This is a genomic window from Streptacidiphilus sp. BW17 (assembly GCF_041262485.1).
In the GTDB taxonomy this organism is placed as follows: domain Bacteria; phylum Actinomycetota; class Actinomycetes; order Streptomycetales; family Streptomycetaceae; genus Streptacidiphilus.
In genome coordinates this window covers 1-22,055 of sequence record NZ_JBGCCR010000048.1, presented here as the reverse complement: position 1 = coordinate 22,055, position 22,055 = coordinate 1, and the positions used below count along the sequence as shown (strand labels likewise).

Sequence of the window (22,055 nt, the reverse complement as noted above, 5' to 3'; positions counted from 1 at the left end):
TAGCCAGGCTTATTTACGTTGACAATGACAATAATTCGGCTAAGTTCTGCCATAAATCGGAGAGGTGACGGCGCATGGGCACAGGGACGCCGAGCGGACGGCAACTGGACTCGCTCAGCGAGCTGGCACGACTGGTTGCCTCCGGCGTGACGCGACGCAGCCGGCTCGTGGACGCAACCGGGCTCTCGCGCGCCGCCGTCGCCCAGCGCGTCGACCTGCTGATCGCCCGTGGCGTCCTGCTCGAGACGGGCACCGCCGCGAGCGAGCGCGGCCGCCCGCCGCTCACCTTGGAACTCGCCTCCGAGCACACGCTGATCTGTGCCATCGACTTGGGCGCTACGCACCGCAGAGTCTCCGTCTCCGAACTCGGCGGCCGCGTCCTCGCCGAGGAGACCCAGACCACGGACGTCAACGACGGCCCGGACACCGTGCTGACCGCCCTCGACGAGCAGGCTTCACGGCTGCTCACCGCCTGCGGGCGCGCCCGCGAGGACGTCAGGGCCATAAGCATCGGCGTCCCCGGCCCCGTCGAGGCGGTCACCGGCACAGTCGTGCGCCCGCCCATCATGCGCGGCTGGGACGGCTACACGATCCCTCGCTTCTTCGCGGACCGGTACCGCGCCGACGTCCTGGTCGACAACGACGTCAACATGATGGCCGTCGGCGAGTTCAGCCACCGCCCCAAAGCCCGCCACTTGCTCTACGTCAAGGTCGGCACCGGCATCGGCTGCGGCATCGTCTCCGACGGCCTGGTGCACAGGGGGGCGAGCGGCGCGGCCGGGGACATCGGCCACATACCCCTGCCCGGACACGAGGACGTGCTCTGCCACTGCGGCAACACCGGCTGCGTCGAGGCGGTCGCCTCCGGCGCGGCCATCGCCGCCACCCTGGCCAAGGCCGGTCTGGCAGCGCGGGGCGCGGCCGACGTCGTCCGCCTCGTCGCGGCGGGAGACCCGCTGGCGCGGCATCAGGTCCGTCTGGCCGGACAGCGGCTGGGCGAACTGCTGGCCACGCTGGTCAGCTTCCACAACCCCGACGCCATCGTGCTGGGCGGCAGCATGGCCGGCCTGGGCGACGACCTGCTCGCCGACATCCGCGGCGCCGTCTACCGCCGGGCCCTGCCATTGGCCACCCGCACGATGTCCATCGAGACCTCCCTGCTGGGTCCCCGCGCGGGCGTCGAGGGCGCCCGCCGCCTTGCGGTCGACCACCTCCTCTCGCCCCAGGGCCTGGCCGCGATGCTCGACCCGGCAGCCCGGACCTGACAGCACCCGACACCCCGAAGCGAGCTCCTCGCCACTCGCCGAAGACCTGTGCTCGGCCCGGCCTGGGCGCCGATTGCGTGTGCCGCTTGACACCACGCTTGGCTGCCGTGGCTGTGCCGGCGAGTAGCGGAGTACGAACCACTGGGGCCGCCAGGATGACCCGGGGTGCGACCGCATGGGTATGGACGTAGCGTCCCAGTATGGGCGGTGTGGCGCCTCGATCCGGCGTGCCAGGTGCAGGCGTGATCGAGGATACGGAAGCGGTTGCGTACCTGGACGCCCCCTTCCAAGAGTGCATGCGCCAGGTGGGGGCGATCGCGGGCGCCCTCTACCTGAGGGATACCGACCCGGGAATGCTGAGGCTCACGCTGCTGGCAGGGCTGCCGCTCGATCTTCTCAGCCCGTGGCTCAGCGCCAGCATCTCCACGCCGTTGCCCGGGACGGATGCCTATCGGGACCAGCGTTTCGTGTGGGTCGGCACCCATGAGGGGATGGCACGAACCTATCCGCGGGTCGCCGCCGTGCTGCCGTATCCGTTCGCGCTCGCCGCTCTGCCGGTCACGGGGACGCACAGGTGGGGCGTTCTGATGCTGATGTGGCCTGCCACCCATCCGCCGGTAGCCAATTCCCGCGAACGCCGGAACATTGCAGCCGGCGCCCACTCCCTTGCCCGGCTCATCGACACCCAGGCGCGGAGGCGCCTGCCGCTGCCTCCCCGCCGTCCTCGGGTACTGTCCACTCCCACCCGAAGCGCCGATCTGGCGCAGCGTGGGCTCGCTGCTAACGATGCCATCGAGCGGCTGCCCGTGGGCGTCTGCGGGCTGGACCTCCAGGGCCGCTTCACCTTCGTCACTCCAAAGGCATCCGCCCTGCTGGGGGGCACGGAGTCCGACTTGCTCGGGACGCTCCCATGGCATGCAATCCCGTGGTTGGACGACCCCGTGTGCGAGGACGGCTATCGCGCGGCAGTGGTGAGCCGTGAGCCGGTCTCCTTCACGGTCGTGCGACCGCCACACGAAAGCCTGCTCTTCCGCCTCTATCCGGACGGCAGCGGAATCACCGTGCTGGTGAACAAGACCGCCACCGATCCCGGTACGCCGCGAAATGCCGGTGAGAGCTCTCCGACAACACCGAAGAGCGCGGGGCATCTTTACCAGGTGGTGCATGTCGCTGCGGCGCTTACTGAGGCAGCCACGGTGCGGGACGTGGCCGGGGTGGTCGTCGAGCAGATCATGCCCGTCGTGGACGCGCAGGCCGCGATCATGTTCACGGTGAGGGACAGCCGCCTGCACGTGATCGGCCATCAGGGCTACCCGCCTGACATCGCCGACCTGCTGGACGGAGCCCCGCTCGACACGGCATTCAGCGCAGCGGCACAGGCGGCCACCACAGGCAGAGCCCTCTTCTTGAGCTCGGCCGACGAGATCAACCAGCGCTTTCCACGGCTCTCGGAGATTACGGGCAAGCAGGCCTGGGCTCTTCTCCCGCTAGCCGTCTACCACCATCCGGTCGGCTGCTGCGCTTTCGCCTACGACAAGGAACGGCGATTCGGCGCCAATGAACGCGCCGTGCTCACGTCCCTGGCCGGCCTGATCGCCCAGGCGTTGGACCGCGCGCGCCTGTACGACGAACAGCACCTACTTGCCCGCGGCCTGCAGGAAGCACTCCTCCCGCAAACCCTGCCCGAGGACCCCCGGCTCGAAGCAGCCGCCCGCTACCTGCCCGCCACACGCGGCATGGACATCGGCGGTGACTTCTACGACCTCGTCCGTATCAACGACACGACCGTCGTTGCGGTGATCGGCGACGTGGAAGGGCACAACGTGGCAGCAGCCGCCACGATGGGCACGATCCGCACGGCCATCCGCGCCTACATCAGCGCCGGCACCCCACCCGATCAAGTCCTCGCGCGCACCAGCCGACTCCTCTACGACCTCCAGACCGAACTGCTCGCCAGCTGCCTGTTCGCCCGGATCGACCTCGCCCACAACCGGGTACAGCTCGCCAACGCCGGCCACTTGCCCCCGCTGCTACGCCTACCCGGCCAGCCCTGCTCCGCCGTCGAGATCGCTCCGGGTCCCCTCCTCGGCGCCACACCCGATCCTGAATACCCGCTGACCGAGCTTGCCCTCCCAGCTGGCTCCCTGCTCGGCATGTACACCGACGGGCTGGTCGAGGCCCCAGGCATTGATCTGGATCAACAACTTGCCAAGTGCGCCGGCATTCTCAACCGTGGCGACATGTCGGAGGCCGGACAGCTCGACACCCTCATCGATGCGCTCTTGGCGGAGTCATCACACGACTTCCCACGCCGCGATGACATTGCTGTTCTGCTCCTGCACACCCGGCCTTGAGCCCGCGCTGACCGACGCCTCCACCTCCACCTGGCGCGGCGCTCGACCAGCGGGGAGCTGACCCTCGGGGCGCTGCTGGTGCGACTCGCGCGAGAACGGGAGATCGCCGCGCGGGCCGAGACGGCCCGGGAGAAGGTCGCGGAGCTGACAGCGCTGCTGAACGGGTTCGACACCGGCGCCGAGGAGATCCGGACCACCCGCAAGGCGCTGCTGGAGCTGCCCGACCCCGAACCGCCGCCCCCGTCGCCGGCCGTGAAGCTGCCGGACCATTCGACCTGCCAGGAGAGCATGGTGGTATTTGCCGCGGTTCGCGCGACATCCCCGCGAACACCTCACCGTCTCGCTGGCTGTACAGACCCTAGATCGTGATCTCGCTGGCGGGGTCGTTCGCGCCGCTATGATCGCCAGCGTCGGCGCGGAACGGGACGCACCTCGGCGAATGTGTATGGGGGATGGTGTGCATGTTGATGCGTGCGGTCATGCAGAAGTCGTTCGGAGGTCCGGAGGTTCTGGAGGTCGTGGACACCGACCGGCCGAGCTGTCTGCCGGGCGAGGTACTGGTCCGGGTGCGTGCCTGTGGGGTAAACCCTGTGGACGCGGTGGTCCGGTCGGGGGAGTACCCACTGCTGGGCGAACCACCTTTCGGCGTGGGCTGGGACGTCTCCGGGGTGGTGGAAGAGGCCGGGTCGGGCGCCCGCTTCGGCGTCGGCGACGAGGTGTTCGGCATGCCGTTCTTCCCGCGAGCGGCCAACGCCTACGCGGAGTATGTCGCCGCGCCCTCCCGGCAGCTGGCGCGGAAGCCAGCGTCACTCAGCCACGTAGAAGCCGCTGCTCTTCCGTTGGCCGCGTTGACGGCGTGGCAGGGGTTGGTCGACCGGGCCCGAATCGCACCCGGAGACCGGGTGTTGATCCTGCGCTCGGCTGGCGGGGTGGGGCACTTGGCGGTGCAGATAGCCAAGGCGCACGGTGCCCACGTCACCGCAGTGGCGAGCGCGGCACGCCATGACTTCCTGCGCGGACTCGGGGCCGATGATCTGGTCGACTACCGGACCGCCGACTTCACCGACACCGTTCGGAACATGGACGTCGTCTTCGACTCGACCGCCCAAGGCCAGCGCTCATTGGGCGTATTGCGGGCAGGAGGCGTGCTCGTCAGCATCCTCGAGGACGGAGACGAGCTTGCCACCGCGGCCGCAGCGCGCGGCGTGCGACTCGTCGTGACCTCCGTCGAGCCCGACTATGCCTCCCTGGAACGGATCGCAGAACTCGCGGACGCCGGGAAGATCCGCCCTCACATCGAGGCCACCTTCGACCTCGTCGATGCCGCGACCGCCCACCTTGCCCTGGACGCAGGCCAGGTCCAGGGCAAGCTTGTTCTGACGGTTGGCCAGTAGTCCAGCTGTAGGCCGTGCTACTCCAGCCGTAGATTGTGATCTCCATGTATGGGCGGCTTGCCACCCATAGTGGCTGGTCTGGAATCGGGAGTGGTGCCGGCGTCGCCAGTCGGATCAGCCGAGCCGGTGGGCAGCGTCGCGGACGGGTTGGACTACGAGGGTGACGAACAGGCGCTGGATCTCATTGCAGGTGAGGGGTATGAGGGCGTCGGAAGCGGGCTGACGGGCGTGTTCGTCGGGGCGGATGACGGCGAGGAAGGCGTGCGCCAGCATGGCCATGGTGACCCAGCGGACCAGGACCCGTCGCGGCGGACCTGGTGCTCGTCCAGTCCGGCCAGGCCCTTTCCGGACTGGAAGAACTCCTCTACCCGCTACCTTGATCCAGCGACGCGCACCAGCGTAGTCAACGGCGCCAGGGTGGGCGAGTAGCAGTGGCAGTAGGCGAGTTCACCGGTTTCGCGGTTGTGGCGGCTCAGTAGTTGACGGCTGCCGGGAGCGGGGTCGGCGAGGTCGACGACGGCCCAGTCGTAGTAGCGTCGGCCCTTCGCGCCCGCGCCTGCGGAGAGCTTCTGCCACGCCCGCCGGGACACCTTCTTGATCAGGGCGTCCGCGCGGAACTTCCCTGCGGCGGTGGTGACTTCGTGCGAGCAAGCCACCGCGAGAACGTGGCCGGTGCCGCGCTCCTCCAGGGCGCTCCGCAGCTTGGGGTTGTCGCCGTAGACTTCGCCGCCCGCACCCCAGGCGGACCAGTGGCCGGTGTCCAGGAACCGGGCCACCATGCGCGCGGCCAGCTCGGGCTTTGTGGCGAACGACGTCTCCTCGCCGAGTCCGGCGGCGCGACACCCGTCGGGGTCGGAGGTCCAGGAGCGCGGGATATACAGTTCCCGATCCACCGCGGCGTGCCCACGCTGACCTGCGTAGACCAGGTAGACGGCGACCTGGGCGTTTTCGATCCGGGCCGCGGTGCCGGTGTACTGGCGCTGGACGCCAACTGTGCCGAGGTCGTTGCGCAGCGCGCACCGCCCCCAAGTCCTTCCCGTGCTCAGCCGTAGATCTCGTGGCACTGCGCGGCCAGGTTCCCAGGCACCCCGCCTTCCTGAGCGAGCGTGTTGCACATCGACGGCCCGCGCACGATCACCGGCGAACCCGCGCAGGGCCGCGCTTTCCCAACCGTCTCCACCAAGGTGGCGCCGCACGTGCCGCTGCACGACGCCCAGTTGCGCCTGCGAGCCGCAACGTCGAGCGACCATCCGCCCCAGAGGCATCGGGACTTCACGGGCGAACCGCTGAAATGTTCGTCGTGCACCGGCGGCCGACGAATCGCGGTCAGAGATCGGTGGTGGGCCCGTGAAGAAGGATTCGCTCTGGGGCGAAGTATGGGTGTGACCAGTTTTCCGTTCCAACCGCCGAGGGATATCTGTGACGCCACAAGCTGATCTGCTGGACCCCTCCGGGACGGCCGCTGACGCTTCCGTGCGGGCGGCAGTCGAGGCGTCGTTGGGGGTGCCGGAGCGCTTCGCGCTTGTGTATGACGCGCACTATCGGGCTGTCCACCGCTATGTGGCAGCCCGGCTCGGGGCGGACGTGGCCGAGGACGTGGCCGCGGAGGTGTTCCTGACCGCCTTTCGAAAACGCGGAACCTTCGACCCTGCCCGGGGGCAGGTCCGGGCCTGGCTGTTCGGCATCGCCACCAACCTTGTCGGCCGCCACCGCCGTGCTGAGCGCCGGCACTACACGAACCTGCGCGCGGGGGAAACCGATGCTGAGACCGGTTTCGAGGACACCGTCGCCGACCAGGTCGCCGCACTGCGGCTACGGCCCCAGCTCGGCGAGGCGTTGGCCACGCTCGCCCGGGCTGACCGCGACGTCCTGCTGCTGATCGCGGTGGCCGGCCTCAGCTATGCCGAGGTTGCCCAGGCCCTGAGCATCCCCTCGGGCACGGTCGGCTCCCGGATGAATCGGGCTCGCACGAAAATGCGGCGGCTTCTGGAACCTGCCCTCACCCAGCACACAACCAGCAACTAGCGAAGCGGAGAACGACCATGGATGACCTCACCCTGATCGGGAACGCGCTGGCCGGGCCCGAGGCCGAACCGAGCCAGGCAGCCGTTGAGCACGGCCGGGCCGCTCTGCTGAGCGCGGCGTACGCCTCGGTCGGCGCTCGTGACACCTCCTTCGAGCAGCCCCGGCGCCCTCGCCGTTGGACGCTTCGTCTGGCGCTGACCGGCATCACCGCAATCACGGCCGCAGCTGCGGTGGCCTCAACCGTCGTCCAGCCCACCACCGCCCCTGGCCCCCAGCCCCCGTCCGCCGCCGAGAACGCCTCCACGTTCCTGAGTCAGGTCTCCTACGTCCAGTCGGCGCAGAGCGCCGACTGGGGCAACGCACCCTACTGGGAGATCAGCACCATCCGCGTGGAAGCGGACGGCTCGCGCGTCGACATGCAAGAGCTCCTGGCCCACCACGCCGGCCGCACCTCGCACCTGCGCGTCACCTCGCCTCTGCGCGAGGACAAGGCGTCAGCGGGTCCCGGCCAATTCAGCATCGGCATCCGCAACCTGACCTGGGACCAGCTTGATGCGCTGCCCACTGACACGGCCGCGCTGCGCACCCTGCTGGAGAAGTTCGCCAACCCCGGGCAGGACCATTCCGAGGAGGTGTTCACCGTCATCGGCGACCTCCTGGATTCCCCTGCCTCACCGAAACTGCGAAGTGCGCTGTACCAGGTGGCTGCGGATCTGCCCGGCGTCCGCCTGGTGGGCAAGGCCACCGACGCCACCGGTCGGGCCGGCATGGCGGTGGAGCGGGCCGACGGCAAGCTCATCGTCCGCTACATCATCGACCCGGCCAACGGCCAACTGCTCGAGACCCTCTTCACGGCCGCCCAGGCCCTACCCGCACTGTCACCCTCCCTCACGCGTCCGACGGCCCAGATGGACGAAGTCGCGCAGGGACGCAACCTGTCCGGTGGCAGGCCCGCCCTGAGGGCCGGAGCGGTCGTGGAACGGCTGACATTCCTCACGGTCGGCCCTGCCGACAGCGCCACCGGCTGACCACCACCCACCACAGCCCCCGGGCGCCCCGCTACGGGACCGCCCAACCGCCCACACCCAATGTCTGAATCCCAAGGAGCAGATCACCGTGTCTCGCACCAAGACGTTGACCGCCGCCACCGCAGTGCTGATCGCTTCCGGGGCCGTGAGCCCGGCCGTCCCAGCCTCGGCTGCTTCGGCCCCGGAAGGCAAGCCGGGTTGGACGGCCTCTGCCGTGCCGACGAAGGACACCGTTCTCACCAGCGTCGCCCAGCCGGACGCGCACACCACCTGGGCGGCAGGATTTCAGATCATCCCAGTCGGCCCGAAGGTCACGCAGCACCTGCCGGTACTGCTGACGCGAAAAGACGGGGACCGGCGCGGCTGGACGGACACGGCAACCGCGCCCCTGCCCGCCGGCACCGACACACGCTTCAACGCGGTCACCTCGGACTCAAGCCGCGACGGCTGGATAGTCGGCGACGACGCCCCCACGGTGGGCGGCATCGTCACCGAGCACTGGAACGGAGCGGCCTGGAAGCTGGCGAAGGCACCCGTTCCGGCTGCGACCATCCAGGACACTGCCGGCTTCCTTGGAGAGTCCGGACTCAGCAGCCGTGACGCGTGGGCAGTGGGCTGGGCCCAGGTCCCCAGCGCGCCCGACGGCCCCAACGGACATCTGGTGGGACTGGTCGAGCACTGGAACGGCACCAGCTGGAAGATTGTCCCGCTCCCGAAGCTCGCCGGGGCTTGGGCCCTCGATGCCGTGACCGAGATCAACACCCACGACATCTGGGCGGTGGGGAGTAACCTCGACCAGGACCAGCCGGTGCTGCTGCACTCCGACGGACGCACCTGGACACACGTCGCCACCCCGCAGTATCACGGGGTGGCGGGCGAGTTCAACGCGGTCGCGGCCGGCGGACCGAACGACGTGTGGGCAGTGGGCCGGGACATGCTCGACCCGGCCGACGGAGGAGTGGGGCACGCCCTGGTCGAGCACTGGAACGGCCATACCTGGCAGCAGGTCCCCACACCGAACACGGCAGGCCGCATCGCATCCCTCGCCCTGACACCGCAGGGCGTCGTCGTGGCCGGCCGGACCACCCTGGCCCCGTACCCCGGTCCCGGCTCGGACGGCTACGCGATGCGGTTCGCCGACGGAAAGTGGCATTCCCTGGGCCTGCCTGCCGGCACGCTCTTCGACCCCAGCAGCGTCGCGGTGTCACCTCAGCGCCAGATCACGATTGTGGGTCCGATCGCCGATCCCACCCAATCCTTGCCGCAGTCGATGACCCTCACCAGCCGCAGCTGAACCACCAGACGAAGTCCAACGGCTGTTCTTGAGCTGCGGCTCATCCGGGACCGATCCCGGATGAGCCGCAGCCGCAAAACCGAGCCCTCGCGGTCTCGGATCAGACGCTCGGCATCAGTCCCGAGCCCGGCCGACTGCTCCTGGCGAGACGTCACATGCTCCTGCTCATCGCGCAGCCGCTCCAGCCAGGCATCCAGATCCTCCCGGGCCCGGGCCTCGCGACGTTCCAGCAACGCGATCACCGACGGCATGAATCACACCCCCGCGGACAACTCGACTGCCTGCTGGCTCCCCGATTACGCCGCGCACACACAACCGCGTCGAGAAAACCGCAGCTCATCGAGCTTCAGAGCGGTTGACCACCACCACGCTCTGATCTCCTGATACTGGCCCGCCGCCTGCGCGCTCGCCCGTCCTCCGCAGAGGGTCTCGATCCCGTACCGACGAGGCGTCACGTAGATGTGGCTTCGGGCGGTTCTGGTCGGGTGAGCCCCGTCTCGGCGAGCTCGGTGGTCCACCAGCCGGTGGTCGCCGTGGGAATACTGGGGCCACTGTTGAACAACCGCGCCCGAGGCGCCGACGTCGGTGCGCGGTCAGACGCTTGATCACCGGCTTCGGCTCGGTCGTGCGGCCCATCCGCACCGCACGCTCACGCGACTCCAGCGAGTGCCTTCTCGGAGCACTCATCGTCATGGTTCCTGTCGCCGGACCCATCTGAGCCACTGTCACCATCAGCCGCATCTCGGGGGAATCTCACCAGCACCACGAGGCCAGCTGCCCCGCGTCGCATCCCGGCCGACACCGACGAAGAGATCAACAGCCACTTATATTGTTCTTAGACCGGCTAGTGATGCTGGCCGCTATGCAGACAGCAGCACGACACACACGGCTCTCCGTGGTCATGCGGGCGGGTGGGACCGGCGGGCATATCTATCCTGGCCTGGCTCTGGCCGAGGCGCTGCGCAGAGCTGAGCCCCGGGCGCGGATCACCTTCGTCGGCACCGAGCGCGGCCTGGGGAGACAGCTGATCTCCGCAGCCGGCTTCCCGCTGCATACCGTCGACGTGATCCCCTTCGACCGGTCGCTCGGCCTGCGCCGCTACCTTCTCCCCGCTCACCTGCTGCGCTCCGGGTTGCGGGTCCGCCAGCTGCTGCACCGTCAGGGAGCCCAGGTCGTGGTCGGCCAGGGCGGCTACGCCGGCGCCCTGGTGACTCTGGGCGTGAGGCTGGCCCGGTTGCCCGCCCTGGTGCACGAGTCCAATGCCGTACGGGGGAGGGCCAACGCTTCGCTGCACGGCTCACTCCCCACATCTGTCTCGCCTTCGACCGAGCCCGCGGCGACCTCCCGCCGCCCGGGACACGAGCGGAAGCAGTGGGGATGCCACTGGTGGGAGCGCTGGCCCGGATGGATCGCACGGCGCTGCGCGACCAGGCCGGCCGCCGGGCCGTGATGGGGGCGGCTGCTGATCCAGGCACTCACGACCGCGCAGCTTGCTTGCTTGCGCGGCGCGTGCTGCGCCTGGCCGGACGACCCACCCACGAACAGTTGCAGATAGAGGAGCCAGCAGCTTGAGTACCCCTCACGCACACAGCACGCAGGATTGGACGGGCTGGCGGGTGCTGGGCACCGGCACCGAGGTGTCCATGGCCGACCTCGCCCGCGCACTGATCACCTCGACCGGTACGGACGCCGAAGCAGTCGTGGACCCGACCCGGTCCCGTCCGCGCGGCAGCGAGATCGAGCGCCTGCTCTGCGACAACCGTCGCGCCCGCGAGCTGACCCGCCGGCAGCCCCCGACCGACCCGGCCGAGGGCCTGCAGCACGCCTCCGAGTGGGTCCGCCAGAACCTGCACCTGCTCGCACCCGATCGGTGCCAGGTATGAGTACCGGTCCACGCCATGGCTCCCAGACCACCGGTGCCTCCTCGCCCTCTGGGGAGGTTCCCGCCCACCGCGTCGACGGCCGCAAGCGCAGGGGACGGGGCGGGAGACCCGGCCTTGGGTATCTGCGGTGGCGCGGGCAGGATAGACGCGGTCACACGACCTGGCAGCGCGGCCCGATCCTCGCTGCCCTGGCGCTGCTGACCGCCGGCGTGCTCGCGTTCCACCGCCAGATCCCCGATACCGCAGGCAACATCGGCAGCTTCATCGAGAGCTTCCTCCCCTGGGTAGGGCTGGCTCTTCCCCCGCTGCTCGTCATCGCATTGCTGCGGCGCTCGGCCACAGCCGTCGCGGCGCTGCTCGTGCCGACCCTTTTGTGGTCCTCACTCTTCGGCTCACTACTGACGGACAAGACGGGCGGCGCGTATGACTTTACCGTCGTCCAGCACAACGTCTGGGCCTACAACAAGGACATCCCCGGCACGGTCAGGAACATGGAGGCTGCCGACCCCGACGTCATCTCCTTGGTCGAGGTGAGCGGCGTCGAACTGCCACAGTTCGAGAGCAGTCTGGCCAAGGAGTACCCCTACCGGGCGATCGAAGGCACAGTCGGACTGTGGTCCAGGTACCCAGTGAGCGACACCGAACCCGTCGACCTGAAGATCGGCTGGGTCCGGGCGCTGCGTGCCGTCGTCAGCACCCCCGCGGGCCAGGTCGCGGTCTTCGTTGCCCATCTGCCCTCGGTACGGGTGACTTTCGACGGCGGCTTCACCGCCAACGAGCGGGACGCCGGCGCGGAGGCACTGGGGCAGGCGCTGGCAGCGGAGGAGCTGCCCCGGGTGATCCTGCTGGGGGACCTGAACGGCACCCTGAACGACCGCAGCCTCGCTCCTGTCACCTCGCAGTTGCGCTCCGCACAAGCCGCAGCTGGCGCGGGCTTCGGCTTCACCTACCCCGCGCAGTTCCCGATGACCCGCATCGACCAGATCATGACCAGGGGCGTGATCCCCACCAATGCCTGGACCCTTCCCGAAGACGGCAGCGACCACCTTGCCATCGCCGCCCACATCGAACTATGACGGGCAAGCCCGGGTGGGCGGCCGCCCACCCGGGCCTCTATTCGGCGAGCACCCGGCCGCTCTGTTCGATCAAACTCCGGACCGTGGGGTCTTGGAGAGACTTGATGCTTGCCATGCGGTCCAGCGTGCCGCACCACGGAGACCGAACTGATGCCTGGCTCGAACCAGCGTGCTGCTTTCTGCCAGGACGTCGCCCCATGACTCAACGGGAACACTGGTCGCGAGCTGTTCGTGGCGACCTCTCAACTGCGTGCGGCGGCCACCTGCCCCCGAGGCGCACTGTTCGGCGCGCCCTGGCGTTTGCTGTGCGGGTCCACTCAATGGATCAGGCGGATCGTCGGGCGCAGGCGCGGCGCGATCTCGGTGACGAGGTGTTCGATCGGCGGCATCAGGCGCGGGCCGAGCGCGGCCACGGCGATGGACGCGGCGACGCCTGTCCAGGCGACCGGGCCGAGCGGGGTGCAGCCGAAGAAGTGGCTGAGCACCGGCGTCTGCACGAGTGCGGCGAGTACAGCGGCGGAGCCGATCACGGTCGCCATCACCAGCGGACTGCGGCTGCGTCCGGCGACGGTCTGGGTCAGCTGCGCACCGACCACGCCGCACAGGGCCATAGTGCTGGTACGGCGTCTGGTCCCCGGCGTTAGCGTGCCGATCAGCCAGGCCGTGCCGGCTCCGAGCCCGGTGACCATGCCGCGTTGGCGGATCTGGCGTGCCAGCGGTTCTCCCAGCGCCGAGGTGCTCAGCGGGCCGGAGTCGTCGAGCGCGGCGGACTCCTCGTTGCCTGCGCTGTCGCGCGGGGTCACCGCGACGGCCATCGCGGGGAACATGTCGGTGAGCAGGTTGACCAGAAGGAGCTGGCGGGTCGACAGGGGCGAGGTCCCGGAGACCAGGGTGCCCAGCACGCTGAAGCCGATCTCGCCGGCGTTCCCGCCGATCAGGATGCTGACGGCGTCGGCGACGCTGCGCCACAGCGCCCGGCCCTCGATGACGGCGTCGCGCAGGACGGTCAGGTCGTCGGTGGTGAGGACCATGTCGGCGGCGTTGCGGGCCGCGGCCGAACCACGGGCGGCGATGCCGATGCCGATGTCGGCGGCGCGGATCGCGGCGGCGTCGTTGGAGCCGTCCCCGACCATGGCGACGACCCGTCCCGCTTGTTGCAGCGCCTCGATGACCTGGAGTTTCTGCTCGGGGGCGACGCGGGCCACGACGGAGGCGTCGCCCAGCAGGCGGACGCGGCCGGCCCGGTCCTCGGCGGCGAGTCGGTCGCCGGTGACCACAACGGCGTCCTCGGGCCAGCCCAGAGTGGTGGCGACGGTGCGGGCGGTCTGCGGGTGGTCGCCGGTGAGCATGACGGGCCGGATGCCGAGCTGGAGCAGCTCAGCGACCAGCGGGGCGGAGCTGGTGCGCGGGGTGTCGGACAGGGCCACGAAGCCGGCCAGTTCGAGAGCCTCAAGCGGCTTGTCGAGGGCCTCTGAGGCGTGGTCAGCGGGCAGTCGGCGCACGGCGACGGCCAGGACGCGCAGGCCCTGTTCGGCGAGCGCGTGCGCGGCGGCCATCGCGTTCGCGCCGGCCTTGGGGCAGTTGGGCAGCACGACCTCCGGCGCGCCCTTGACCACCAGCAGGTGCCTGCCGTCGGCGCCGGCACCGGTGGCACTCGCGTAGCCGCGGCTGGCCGCGAAGGGAAGCATGTCGCCGGGCGTCCACTGCGGGTCGCCCGGCGCCGCTGCGAGGATCGCCTCGTCGGTGGCGTGGGCGTGGACGCCGTTCTCGTCGGCGTCGTGGGGGCAGGCGCGGGCTGCGGTGCGCAGGACCGGTGCGGCCTTCGGGGAACCGGCGGGGTGCGTGGCGCCGTTCGGGGCGACGACGTGGACGACCCGCAGGTGGTTCTCGGTCAGGGTGCCGGTCTTGTCGAAGCAGATGGTGTCCATCCGGCCCAGCGCCTCCAGGGTGCGCGGGGTGCGGACCAGAATGCCGTGCCGGCTGAGCCGCCGTGCGGCGGCCAGCTGCGCGACCGTGGCGACCAGGGGCAGGCCCTCGGGTACGGCGGCCACTGCGACCGCGAGTCCGCCCTGGACTGCCTCGCGTACCGGTCGGCCGCGCAGCAGCGACAGGCCGGTGACGGCGGCGCCGCCGGCGAGGGTGAGCGGCAGCACCCGGTTGGTCAGTTCCCGAAGCCGGGCCTGGACCCCGGAGGCGGGGGCCGTGCGGGAGGCCAGGTGTGCGGCTCGTCCGGCTTCGGTGTCCTCGCCGGTGCCCACGACGACGCCGCGGGCTCGGCCGGCGACGATCGTGGTGCCCTCGAAGACCATGCAGTGGCGGTCGGTGACGGACGCCCGTGGTGTGGCGTCGACCTGCTTGGCGGTGGGAAGTGATTCGCCGGTGAGGGAGGACTCGTCCACCTCCAGGCCGTCGACCTCCAGCAGCCGGGCGTCGGCCGGGACGACGTCCCCGGTGAGCAGCTCGATGACCTCGCCGGGCCGAAGCCCTGCGGCATCGACCGTGTCGGTGGCGTCCGCGACGCCCTGTTCGGCGACCCGGCGGGCGATCTGCCCCTGGCTCACCACCAGTTGGCTGAGCGCGTGTTCGGCGCGCAGCCGCTGGACGGCGCCCACCGTCGCGTTCACCCCGAGCGCACCGGTGACCAGCAGCGCGTCCACGGTGGAGCCCAGCAGTGCGGAGGCCGTCGCACCGACGACCAGCACCGGCGTCAGCGGGTCGTCGAGTTCCGCGCGGATGGCGGCCAGGAGGCGGACCGTGTGCCGGGTGGGGGCGAAGACCGGCAGTCCGACCACTCTGCCCAGCGCGCGTGCCGCGCTCTGCCGCGCGGCCTCCACCGCCGTGGGCGTGGTACGTCGCGCGGCGGAGAGCCGGGACAGAACCTCCCTGGGCTGCAGCGCGTGCCAGGCCACCCGAGGTCCGGGGTGCGGTGTCTCGCGCGAGACCACCGCATAGGCGGCGTACCAGCCAAGCAGCAGGGACACGGCCGCGGCGGCGTTGACCGGGCTGAGCCGCAGGCCGGCCGGGAGGGAGGCGCGTCCGGGCCGGGAGCCGCGGGTGGCCACCAGCAGACCCGACAACGCCGCGCCGGCCTCGGCCAAGGTCTTGGAGTGGCGGCCGACCATGCGCGCGGACGGAACGGTCGTCAGCAGGCGCCACACCCCGTCCAACCCGCCCAGCGCGAGCAGGTCCGCGCCCCACACGACCGCGTTCTGATCGTGTGTCAACGAGACCGCGACATCGCTGCGGAGCAGGCCCGCGAGTACCTCGCGCCGGTGGGCGCGCGCTGACGGGGTGCCGGCCGCCGCGCCTCCCGGGATGCGCGCCACCGTGAGCACCACCCGGCCGCGCTCCTGCAGACTGCGCACGACCTGGGCCAACGGCATTGCGGCATCGACGCGTTCGTCTGCGAGAGCGGCGAACTCGCCCAGGGAGCCGTCGTCTTGGACCACCACGTACAGGCCGGCCCGGCGGGCCGCGTCCAGTGCGGAGTCGGCGAGCGGGCCCGAGCGCCAGTAGCCGACGTGCGGCGTGAGCGCGTTGTGGGCGACGGTGCTCAGGCGGGTCGCCGAGGCGGTCAGGGCGGCTGCCGCACCGGCGGCGGCGTGGACACCGGCGTCGGCGAGCTCGGCTGCAAGGCGCGCGACGCTTTCGGTCGCCGGAACGACGCGGCGCGCAACCTCGACGGGCGTGGCGAGGGCCAGACCCACACCGGCCGCCGGCAGCCGGGTCAGCAGGCGCAGCAACAGGGCCTGCCGTGCCGGGCGGGCAGGGCGCGATCGGTGACTGGCGCGGGCTGGGTTTCTGTTGAGGCAGCGAGGGCGATCGGGCAGGCGTCCACTCAGGCCTCACGCCTGCCCTTGGACGTGGCACGCGTTGCACCGGCGGACTGCGGCCGGGTCGTCGGTCCGCGACGGGCGGTCGAGGCCGCGGCCCGTGAGCTCTTGGCTGCGGACGGCTTCGCCGCGGTCGCTGTGGACGCCGATGTCTTGGGCGTGGCTCTCTTGTGCGTACCCGCCTTGCCAGTTGTCGCCTTCGCCGTGCTCGCCGGCTTCATTGCGGCCGGGGATGAGCCCGGTCGCACACCGCCGGAGGCGGCTGTGGGCGCGTTCGACTCGCGTTCGCCCTTGCGCAGGGGCTGTGTCAGCCACACGACCGCCGCTCCGGCGGCAGCCACCGGCCACTCCACCACTCCCGCCGCACCGAGCAGACCCGCGCCTGCGTACGCCGCGACGCGTCGCGTGTGGGGCGACACCACGCCGATGGTGTCCAGAACGCCGTCGAAGGCCCCCTTGACTGTCGAGGCCCCCGGTACGTGCCGTACCGCCGAGGCCACAGCCTCGACTGGATGCAACAGGACGGAAGAACCCGAGGGCTGTGAGGCCGCGGGTGACGCGCTGGTACTGCCGCTCATGCCTTCTCCGATCGCTACTCAAGGCCGGGGACGGCGCTCAGGGAATCCAAGGGACACCATTTGTTCACCTTGTGTCACCTACACCATGTTGACAAAGTAGCCGAATCCGGACGAATCTCGACATATATCCGCGTCTCAGCGGGTGACCGGCGTGCGCGAGCACATCCGCCCACCCCGGCCCGCTGCCATGCGTGCCTCACGAGAACTCGACGACACCCGCGCGTGTCCATGCCGGAAGGAGGTGGGGGAGATGAGTCCCTGGCGAAGTCCACGCCCGTTCCCAGGGCACCCGTCGCCCATCACCGCCTGATCGCGGCGCTCGCGACCGCCGTGCGCATCGCACCCGGCCCCCTGCCTGCCACCGGCACGCTCAACGGCGGAGGTGCGCCGCGGTGCAGCGCGTAGTCGCCCGTGATCAGCCCGACCGGAAGCGAGACCCGGCCGTGCACATCGAACTCACCTGGCCGCGTCGCGACGCGGCCCACCGCACCCTGACCATCCCCCTGCCGCGCCTCCCCGCGGCAGGCCTCCTGCGGCCCGGAGCCGCCGCCTGCGCAGATGCCGTCATGGCCAGCGCTGCCACCGCGTCCGGCGCCGGTGCGTTCGTCCAGTTGGCTCTGCCCGTCGCCACCCGGCTGGTTCGGCAGAGTCTTGACCGAGCTGACTGAGCGTGCGATCTTCCCGCACCCGCTCGGGCCGGTGGTGCGTCCATCGAGTGGCCGGTCCAGGTGACGCGCGGGCAGCCAGCCGTTCGGCAGCGAAGCGCTTGCGCCAGGCGCGGACGGTGTCGAGGTGTCGGTGCACAGCCCGGGCGACGGCCGCGTTGGATGCAGCCTCGGCCAACGCGAGGATCGCCGATGCCCGCTGCACCTGCCCGGACGGTGCGGTCCGCGACGAGGCCAACCGCTCCAGCACCCCCCGCTCGGCCTCGGTCAACTCGATCACGAACGGACTGCTCGCCGCCATCGCCCCACCCTGAGATCAGCTCACTGATCTGCCGATGATCTCGCGGTCGGCACCGGTCCGGTGCACTGGTGCCGACCGCTGCCGCCGGGTCGGGCAAGATAGGCCTCATGGCCAGACCGAGCGCCGCCAAGGCAGCGGCCCTGCACCAGCGCCTGACCACTTATGCTCGACGCTTGCCGCAGATCACTGAGATCGAGGTCCGCTACCGGGCCGGATACGCCTACATCGACGCCACCGTCGAGGACGAGGACCGCGACGTGTGGCCGAGGACGGAACGGTCGGCGTGGTGCTCGGGCAGCGAGTACGCGACGTGATCGCCGCAGGACTGTCCGCGTCGAACAGACGAGGAGTAGGTAACGATGCACAACCCGGAACAGCCCATCGCGACCCAAACGCGCTCCGAAGCCGCGTTGGCGGGGCTGAATGCCGGATCAGGTCGTCGAAATGAGTCGGCCTCGTTCCACGGGCGGGTCACCCGACTGAAACCGGCCCTGTGGTTCCTGCTCGCGCTCGCCGGCCTCTACGGCCTCGCGGCCTGGAGTGTGATCGGGCAGTCAACGGAGAACGCGCTGGTCGCCGGGCAGACCGGCCGGGCGTCGATCCTTCACTGGAGCCTGGCAGCCGGCCTGCCGCCGCTGAAGCGGGGGTCGGCGGCGATGGCCGCGGGCGTCGTCCTGATCGCGGCGGTAGCGCTGCTGCGCCGACGTTGGCGCGAGGGCGTCGCCGGTATCGGGATCGCGGTGGCCACCGTAGCGACCGCGATGACGTTGCACGCCGTCCTGCCCCGTCCCGGGCTCGTCTCAGCGTCGCAGGGTCTCACCGGCGCGAGTTTCCCCAGCGGTACCACCGCCATCACGGCCGGACTCGCTCTCGGGGCCGCAGTCGTCGTTTCCCCAAGTGCCCGACCGTACGTCGCGGCCCTCGGCGCACTCTGGCTCGCCGTCACCGCCGGCGCCGTGCAAGCACTCTCCTGGCACCGGCCCAGCGACGTCCTCGGCGCCACCCTGCTGGCCTGCGCCTGCCACGCCACGGCCACCGCCCTGCTCCCACGCGGCGAGCAGGGTGAGCGGGGCGAACGTGGCGAGCGGGGCCGCACACGCCGCTCCCGCGCGTTGCCGCCGCTGGCCCTCGCCGCGGCAGCAGCGCTGGCGGCGAGCGGGCGCGAGGATTCCATCGCGCACCCGCTGGTGTTCGCCGGTGCGGCCTTCACGTGCGCGGCGCTCGTCTGGATCACCGCGACGGGACACTCCATCCGACCCGGCCGTAGGACAGAATCCACGAAGCCCGATACCGCGGCCGGTTCGAGCCTGTGACATCCTCCCGCCCGGGGTTGCGGGCGAGCACCGTCGCACGTGGAGCGGGTCGGCAAGGGCTGTCCGGTACCGGTCGGAGTCCGGAGCCTGAACGGGGCAACACTTCCGGTCTCGGCCCGGGCGCTGGCAACATCTGGATGGGTTAGATCAAGGTCCCCTACCGGGTCGGATACGCCTACATCGACTACATCGACGCCACCGTCGAGGACGAGGACCGCGACGTGCAGTTGTGCCGGCTCAAGAACACCGGGCACCCGGAAATGTGGGGATTCGCCTCGTTCACGTCCAGCAACGAACGCTACGAGGAGAACATCCTGCCCACCGGCCCGCCTTTCGGCACCCCCGAAACCGCCCTCGACGGCACCGCCGGACTCTACCTCGGGGACCCACCCGCTTAACCGATCAGACCCCTGAATGATCAATCTGGCGCTGCACTAGCCAACAAGACGCGGCACCCTGCCCGTTGGGTCATATTGCTGGCGCTCGACCTGCGGTAGGGGCGAGGTCCTCGGTCTCGAGTGGACGGACGTCGACTTCGAGCTGCGGGTTCTGACGGTCCACCAGAACGGCCTGCGGCCCCGCTACAAGCACGGCTGCGGCGACCTCTGCGGGCACATGCCCTGCTACTGCCCGCAGAGGTCAACATCCGTCGCGAGACCAAAGGCACCAAGTCCCGCGCGGGCCCCCGCCCCCTCGGAATCCCCGACCCGCTGCTCCAACTCCTCTCCCAGCACCGGCGCGAGCAGGAGCGCGGGCGACTGATCGCCGCCGACCTCTGGGTGGGGAAGGCGTACATCCTCACCGCCTCGCAGCTGGCCTGCGCCCGCATCTGCCCACCCACCCAACGCGGTCCCGTGCTCGGCACGATCGCCTGCGTCTACGCCCTTGCGGCGTGGCGCTGTTCACGAGTTCCGGCAGCAGTTGCTCACGAGTTTGGGCAGCAGCCAGCGGACCGTGGAAATCGAACAGTGCCTTCTTCGTATAGCGCAGGCGCGTTGCCTCCCAGCTGTGCGCCTGCTGTGCCGCTGACCGCCGCTCACTGGGTGGAGAACCGTGGAGGCGTGTCGCTGCCGCCGGTTTCAGCTCGGTTGGGCGTTCCTTCGGCGGCGGGTGGAGCGGTGGCGGGTGTGCTGGTGGTGGTCCAGCTGGCGAGTATGGCGAGGGCTTCGGCGGAGGGGGAGGCGGGTTCGGGGGTGAGGATGGTGAGGGTCTGATCGGGGTCGCCTTGGATGGCCAACACCACGTAGTCCAGGGTGAGGTCGCCGACGAGCGGGTGGCGGAGGCGTTTGGTGCCGGTGCTGTGGGTGAGCACGTCGTGGTCGGCCCACATGCGACGGAAGACATCGCTCTGGACGGACAATTCCCCAATCAACTCGGTGAGTTGAGGGTCGTCGGAGTGGCTTCCGGCGTACAGGTGCAGCATCGCGACACATTCGCCGGCGGCCCTCTCCCAGTAGTCGCCGTACAAGCTGCGGGCGGCCTGGTCGAGGAAGACGTAACGGGCGAAGTTGCGCTCGCGGCGGGGCCGGGCCTCGAAGTCGGCGAAGAGGGCGTAGCCGAGTCGGTTGGCCGCCAGCACATCCATGCGCCGGCCCTGGACGATGGCGGGGACGCTGAGGGATTCCAGGGTCCGGTAGACGACGGGGCGGACCCGCTGCGGGCTGAGGGGCTGCTTGCGGTGGCTGCGGGCCGCGGTGGGCTGGGCGAGGTCGAAAAGGTGGGCGCGCTCGGTGTCGTCCAGATTTAGGGCGGCAGCGACGGCGTTCAGGACGGCTTCGGAGACGCCCTGGGTGCGGCCCCGTTCCAGGCGGACGTAGTAGTCGACGCTGACCCCGGCGAGCTGGGCGACTTCCTCACGGCGCAGCCCCGGTACCCGGCGGACCCGCGGATCGGGGGCGAGGCCGGCCTGGTCGGGGGTGATCCGGGCTCGGCGGGTGCGCAGGAACTCACGGATCTCGGTGCTGCGGTCCATGGATCCACCGTACGGCGGGCACTCACGCCCCGGGCGCGTGAAAGGGGTACTGCCAGACCCCCGGTGGAGCGGTGCCCGCTACGGGGCCCCAGGCGGGGTTGGCGGGTGGTTGCCTGGATAGCAACCCTGCTGCACCGCACAGGGCATGGCACTGGCAGGCCGAGCCCCCTTCAGTTGGTGTGACGCCTCCGCCAGCCACCGCAGTCCAAGGAGCCCTCGAAGAAGACGGAGAACCCTCCCCATGGCATCGAAACTGACCGGCACCGTCGCGCTCGTCACCGGGGCGAGCAGCGGCATCGGCGCCGCCACCACCCGCCGGCTCGCCGAGGACGGCGCCGCCCTGGTGCTCGTGGCCCGCCGCAAGGACCGCCTGGAGGACCTCGCCGCCGAGATCGAGAACGCGGGCGGCACAGCGCTGGCGGTGGAGGCGGACATCACCGACCGCCTCCAGGCCCAGGCGGCCGTCCAGCAGGCGGTCGAGCGCTTCGGACGGCTGGACACCCTGGTCAACAACGCCGGCCTGATGCTGCTGGGCCCAGTCCTCGGCGCGGACGCCGAGGACTGGGACCGCATGATCGCCGTCAACGTCCAGGGCCTGCTCCACACCACCCATGCCGCCCTGCCGCACCTGCTGCAGGCCGCCGAACAGGGCCCGCGCCAGGTCGCCGACATCGTCAACATAAGCTCCATCGCCGGCCGGGTCGCGTGGAACGGCTACGGCGTCTACGACCTCACCAAGTTCGGCGTCAACGGCTTCACCGAGTCCCTGCGCCAGGAGGTCACCAAGCGGCACGTGCGCGTCGGCGTCCTGGAGCCGGGCGGCGTGGCGACCGAACTGGGCTCGCACAACAAGGCCGAGGTGCGCGACGCCATGATCGACCCCTTCTACGAGTCGACCGAGGTCCTGGCCCCCGAGGACATCGCCGACGGCGTCGCCTACATGGTCACCCGCCCCCGCCACGCCTCCGTCGGGGGGGGGGGGGGGGGGGGGGCGCCCCCCCCCAACAACCCCCCCCCCCCGCCCCGGCGGGGGGGGCCCACCCCCCCGGGGCACACCCCCAAACAAACACACCC

At 70.5% G+C, this 22,055-nt stretch carries 20 protein-coding genes and 2 pseudogenes; 16 read left to right on the top strand and 6 right to left on the bottom strand.

Annotated elements, in window-relative coordinates:
* The first annotated feature begins 74 nt into the window (after positions 1-74).
* The 4 genes from ABH940_RS34615 to ABH940_RS34600 all read left to right on the top strand — a co-directional run bounded on the left by ABH940_RS34615 (position 75) and on the right by ABH940_RS34600 (position 5,013).
* Positions 75-1,265 (top strand): ROK family protein, encoded by a 1,191-nt coding sequence (locus ABH940_RS34615; RefSeq protein ID WP_370067077.1) that lies wholly within the window; start codon positions 75-77, stop codon positions 1,263-1,265.
* 242 nt (positions 1,266-1,507) lie between these two features.
* The gene (locus ABH940_RS34610) at positions 1,508-3,619 is read left to right on the top strand and encodes a SpoIIE family protein phosphatase (protein ID WP_370107088.1); all 2,112 of its coding nucleotides are present in this window, start codon (positions 1,508-1,510) and stop codon (positions 3,617-3,619) included.
* A gap of 78 nt (positions 3,620-3,697) precedes the next feature.
* Positions 3,698-3,988: a hypothetical protein gene (locus ABH940_RS34605; protein ID WP_370107086.1), complete on the top strand. Its 291-nt coding sequence runs from the start codon at positions 3,698-3,700 to the stop codon at positions 3,986-3,988.
* 98 nt (positions 3,989-4,086) lie between these two features.
* Positions 4,087-5,013 (top strand): NADP-dependent oxidoreductase, encoded by a 927-nt coding sequence (locus ABH940_RS34600; protein WP_370107091.1) that lies wholly within the window; start codon positions 4,087-4,089, stop codon positions 5,011-5,013.
* 51 nt (positions 5,014-5,064) lie between these two features.
* Here ABH940_RS34600 and ABH940_RS34595 read toward each other — a convergent pair.
* Positions 5,065-6,008 (bottom strand): annotated as a pseudogene (locus tag ABH940_RS34595) (IS701 family transposase); the annotation flags it as partial.
* Positions 6,009-6,432: 424 nt separating this feature from the next.
* Here ABH940_RS34595 and ABH940_RS34590 point away from each other — a divergent pair.
* From ABH940_RS34590 to ABH940_RS34580, 3 genes are all read left to right on the top strand, one after another.
* Positions 6,433-7,038, top strand: coding sequence for an RNA polymerase sigma factor (locus ABH940_RS34590; protein WP_370067083.1), 606 nt, complete (start codon positions 6,433-6,435; stop codon positions 7,036-7,038).
* 17 nt (positions 7,039-7,055) lie between these two features.
* Positions 7,056-8,066 (top strand): CU044_5270 family protein, encoded by a 1,011-nt coding sequence (locus ABH940_RS34585; protein ID WP_370067085.1) that lies wholly within the window; start codon positions 7,056-7,058, stop codon positions 8,064-8,066.
* A gap of 88 nt (positions 8,067-8,154) precedes the next feature.
* Complete coding sequence (locus ABH940_RS34580) at positions 8,155-9,360, top strand: hypothetical protein (RefSeq protein ID WP_370067087.1); 1,206 nt, start codon at positions 8,155-8,157, stop codon at positions 9,358-9,360.
* Here ABH940_RS34580 and ABH940_RS34575 read toward each other — a convergent pair.
* Complete coding sequence (locus ABH940_RS34575) at positions 9,276-9,611, bottom strand: hypothetical protein (RefSeq protein WP_370067089.1); 336 nt, start codon at positions 9,609-9,611, stop codon at positions 9,276-9,278. The genes ABH940_RS34580 and ABH940_RS34575 overlap by 85 nt on opposite strands.
* Positions 9,612-10,222: 611 nt before the next feature.
* Here ABH940_RS34575 and ABH940_RS34570 point away from each other — a divergent pair.
* The 3 genes and pseudogenes from ABH940_RS34570 to ABH940_RS34560 all read left to right on the top strand — a co-directional run.
* Positions 10,223-10,800 (top strand): annotated as a pseudogene (locus tag ABH940_RS34570) (glycosyltransferase); the annotation flags it as partial.
* Positions 10,801-10,928: 128 nt separating this feature from the next.
* Positions 10,929-11,243: a hypothetical protein gene (locus tag ABH940_RS34565; protein ID WP_370107085.1), complete on the top strand. Its 315-nt coding sequence runs from the start codon at positions 10,929-10,931 to the stop codon at positions 11,241-11,243.
* Positions 11,240-12,319 (top strand): endonuclease/exonuclease/phosphatase family protein, encoded by a 1,080-nt coding sequence (locus ABH940_RS34560; RefSeq protein WP_370107084.1) that lies wholly within the window; start codon positions 11,240-11,242, stop codon positions 12,317-12,319. The genes ABH940_RS34565 and ABH940_RS34560 overlap by 4 nt, the downstream gene beginning before the upstream one ends.
* Before the next feature lie 317 nt (positions 12,320-12,636).
* Here ABH940_RS34560 and ABH940_RS34555 read toward each other — a convergent pair whose 3' ends face one another.
* Both ABH940_RS34555 and ABH940_RS34550 read right to left on the bottom strand, forming a co-directional pair.
* Positions 12,637-16,062, bottom strand: a complete 3,426-nt coding sequence (locus tag ABH940_RS34555) for an HAD-IC family P-type ATPase (RefSeq protein ID WP_370107082.1) — start codon at positions 16,060-16,062, stop codon at positions 12,637-12,639.
* A 95-nt stretch (positions 16,063-16,157) separates the two neighbouring features.
* Positions 16,158-16,730 (bottom strand): hypothetical protein, encoded by a 573-nt coding sequence (locus ABH940_RS34550; protein WP_370107081.1) that lies wholly within the window; start codon positions 16,728-16,730, stop codon positions 16,158-16,160.
* A 392-nt stretch (positions 16,731-17,122) separates the two neighbouring features.
* On the opposite strand from ABH940_RS34550, the gene ABH940_RS34545 reads away from it, so the two are divergent.
* Positions 17,123-17,398 carry a hypothetical protein gene (locus ABH940_RS34545; protein WP_370067139.1) on the top strand — a complete coding sequence of 92 codons (276 nt, stop codon included), beginning with the start codon at positions 17,123-17,125 and terminating at the stop codon, positions 17,396-17,398.
* Here ABH940_RS34545 and ABH940_RS34540 read toward each other — a convergent pair.
* A complete protein-coding gene (locus tag ABH940_RS34540; protein ID WP_370107090.1) occupies positions 17,295-17,600 on the bottom strand; it encodes a helix-turn-helix domain-containing protein in 306 nt (101 codons plus the stop codon). The two genes, ABH940_RS34545 and ABH940_RS34540, sit on opposite strands and share 104 nt — an antisense overlap.
* On the opposite strand from ABH940_RS34540, the gene ABH940_RS34535 reads away from it, so the two are divergent.
* From ABH940_RS34535 to ABH940_RS34520, 4 genes are all read left to right on the top strand, one after another.
* Positions 17,554-17,709: a hypothetical protein gene (locus ABH940_RS34535; RefSeq protein WP_370067141.1), complete on the top strand. Its 156-nt coding sequence runs from the start codon at positions 17,554-17,556 to the stop codon at positions 17,707-17,709. The two genes, ABH940_RS34540 and ABH940_RS34535, sit on opposite strands and share 47 nt — an antisense overlap.
* Positions 17,710-17,869: 160 nt before the next feature.
* Entirely contained in the window at positions 17,870-18,010 is a 141-nt protein-coding gene (locus ABH940_RS34530; RefSeq protein ID WP_370067095.1) for a hypothetical protein, read from the top strand.
* 45 nt (positions 18,011-18,055) lie between these two features.
* Positions 18,056-19,009: a prepilin peptidase gene (locus tag ABH940_RS34525; RefSeq protein ID WP_370067097.1), complete on the top strand. Its 954-nt coding sequence runs from the start codon at positions 18,056-18,058 to the stop codon at positions 19,007-19,009.
* Positions 19,010-19,230: 221 nt separating this feature from the next.
* Positions 19,231-19,407 (top strand): hypothetical protein, encoded by a 177-nt coding sequence (locus ABH940_RS34520; RefSeq protein ID WP_370067099.1) that lies wholly within the window; start codon positions 19,231-19,233, stop codon positions 19,405-19,407.
* Between the two features lie 638 nt (positions 19,408-20,045).
* Here ABH940_RS34520 and ABH940_RS34515 read toward each other — a convergent pair.
* Positions 20,046-20,981, bottom strand: coding sequence for a helix-turn-helix domain-containing protein (locus ABH940_RS34515; RefSeq protein WP_370067101.1), 936 nt, complete (start codon positions 20,979-20,981; stop codon positions 20,046-20,048).
* A 241-nt stretch (positions 20,982-21,222) separates the two neighbouring features.
* On the opposite strand from ABH940_RS34515, the gene ABH940_RS34510 reads away from it, so the two are divergent.
* The coding region (locus ABH940_RS34510) for an SDR family NAD(P)-dependent oxidoreductase (protein ID WP_370107080.1) at positions 21,223-22,055 on the top strand (833 nt) is incomplete at its 3' end.

Excerpts from the sequence above, each read along its gene's own strand:
- ABH940_RS34560 (WP_370107084.1), top strand. The coding sequence starts at position 11,240 with ATGAGTACCGGTCCACGCCATGGCTCCCAGACCACCGGTGCCTCCTCG.
- ABH940_RS34585 (WP_370067085.1), top strand. The coding sequence starts at position 7,056 with ATGGATGACCTCACCCTGATCGGGAACGCGCTGGCCGGGCCCGAGGCC.
- ABH940_RS34615 (WP_370067077.1), top strand. The coding sequence starts at position 75 with ATGGGCACAGGGACGCCGAGCGGACGGCAACTGGACTCGCTCAGCGAG.
- ABH940_RS34525 (WP_370067097.1), top strand. The coding sequence starts at position 18,056 with ATGCACAACCCGGAACAGCCCATCGCGACCCAAACGCGCTCCGAAGCC.
- ABH940_RS34600 (WP_370107091.1), top strand. The coding sequence starts at position 4,087 with ATGCGTGCGGTCATGCAGAAGTCGTTCGGAGGTCCGGAGGTTCTGGAG.
- ABH940_RS34575 (WP_370067089.1), bottom strand. The coding sequence starts at position 9,611 with ATGCCGTCGGTGATCGCGTTGCTGGAACGTCGCGAGGCCCGGGCCCGG.
- ABH940_RS34550 (WP_370107081.1), bottom strand. The coding sequence starts at position 16,730 with ATGAGCGGCAGTACCAGCGCGTCACCCGCGGCCTCACAGCCCTCGGGT.
- ABH940_RS34515 (WP_370067101.1), bottom strand. The coding sequence starts at position 20,981 with ATGGACCGCAGCACCGAGATCCGTGAGTTCCTGCGCACCCGCCGAGCC.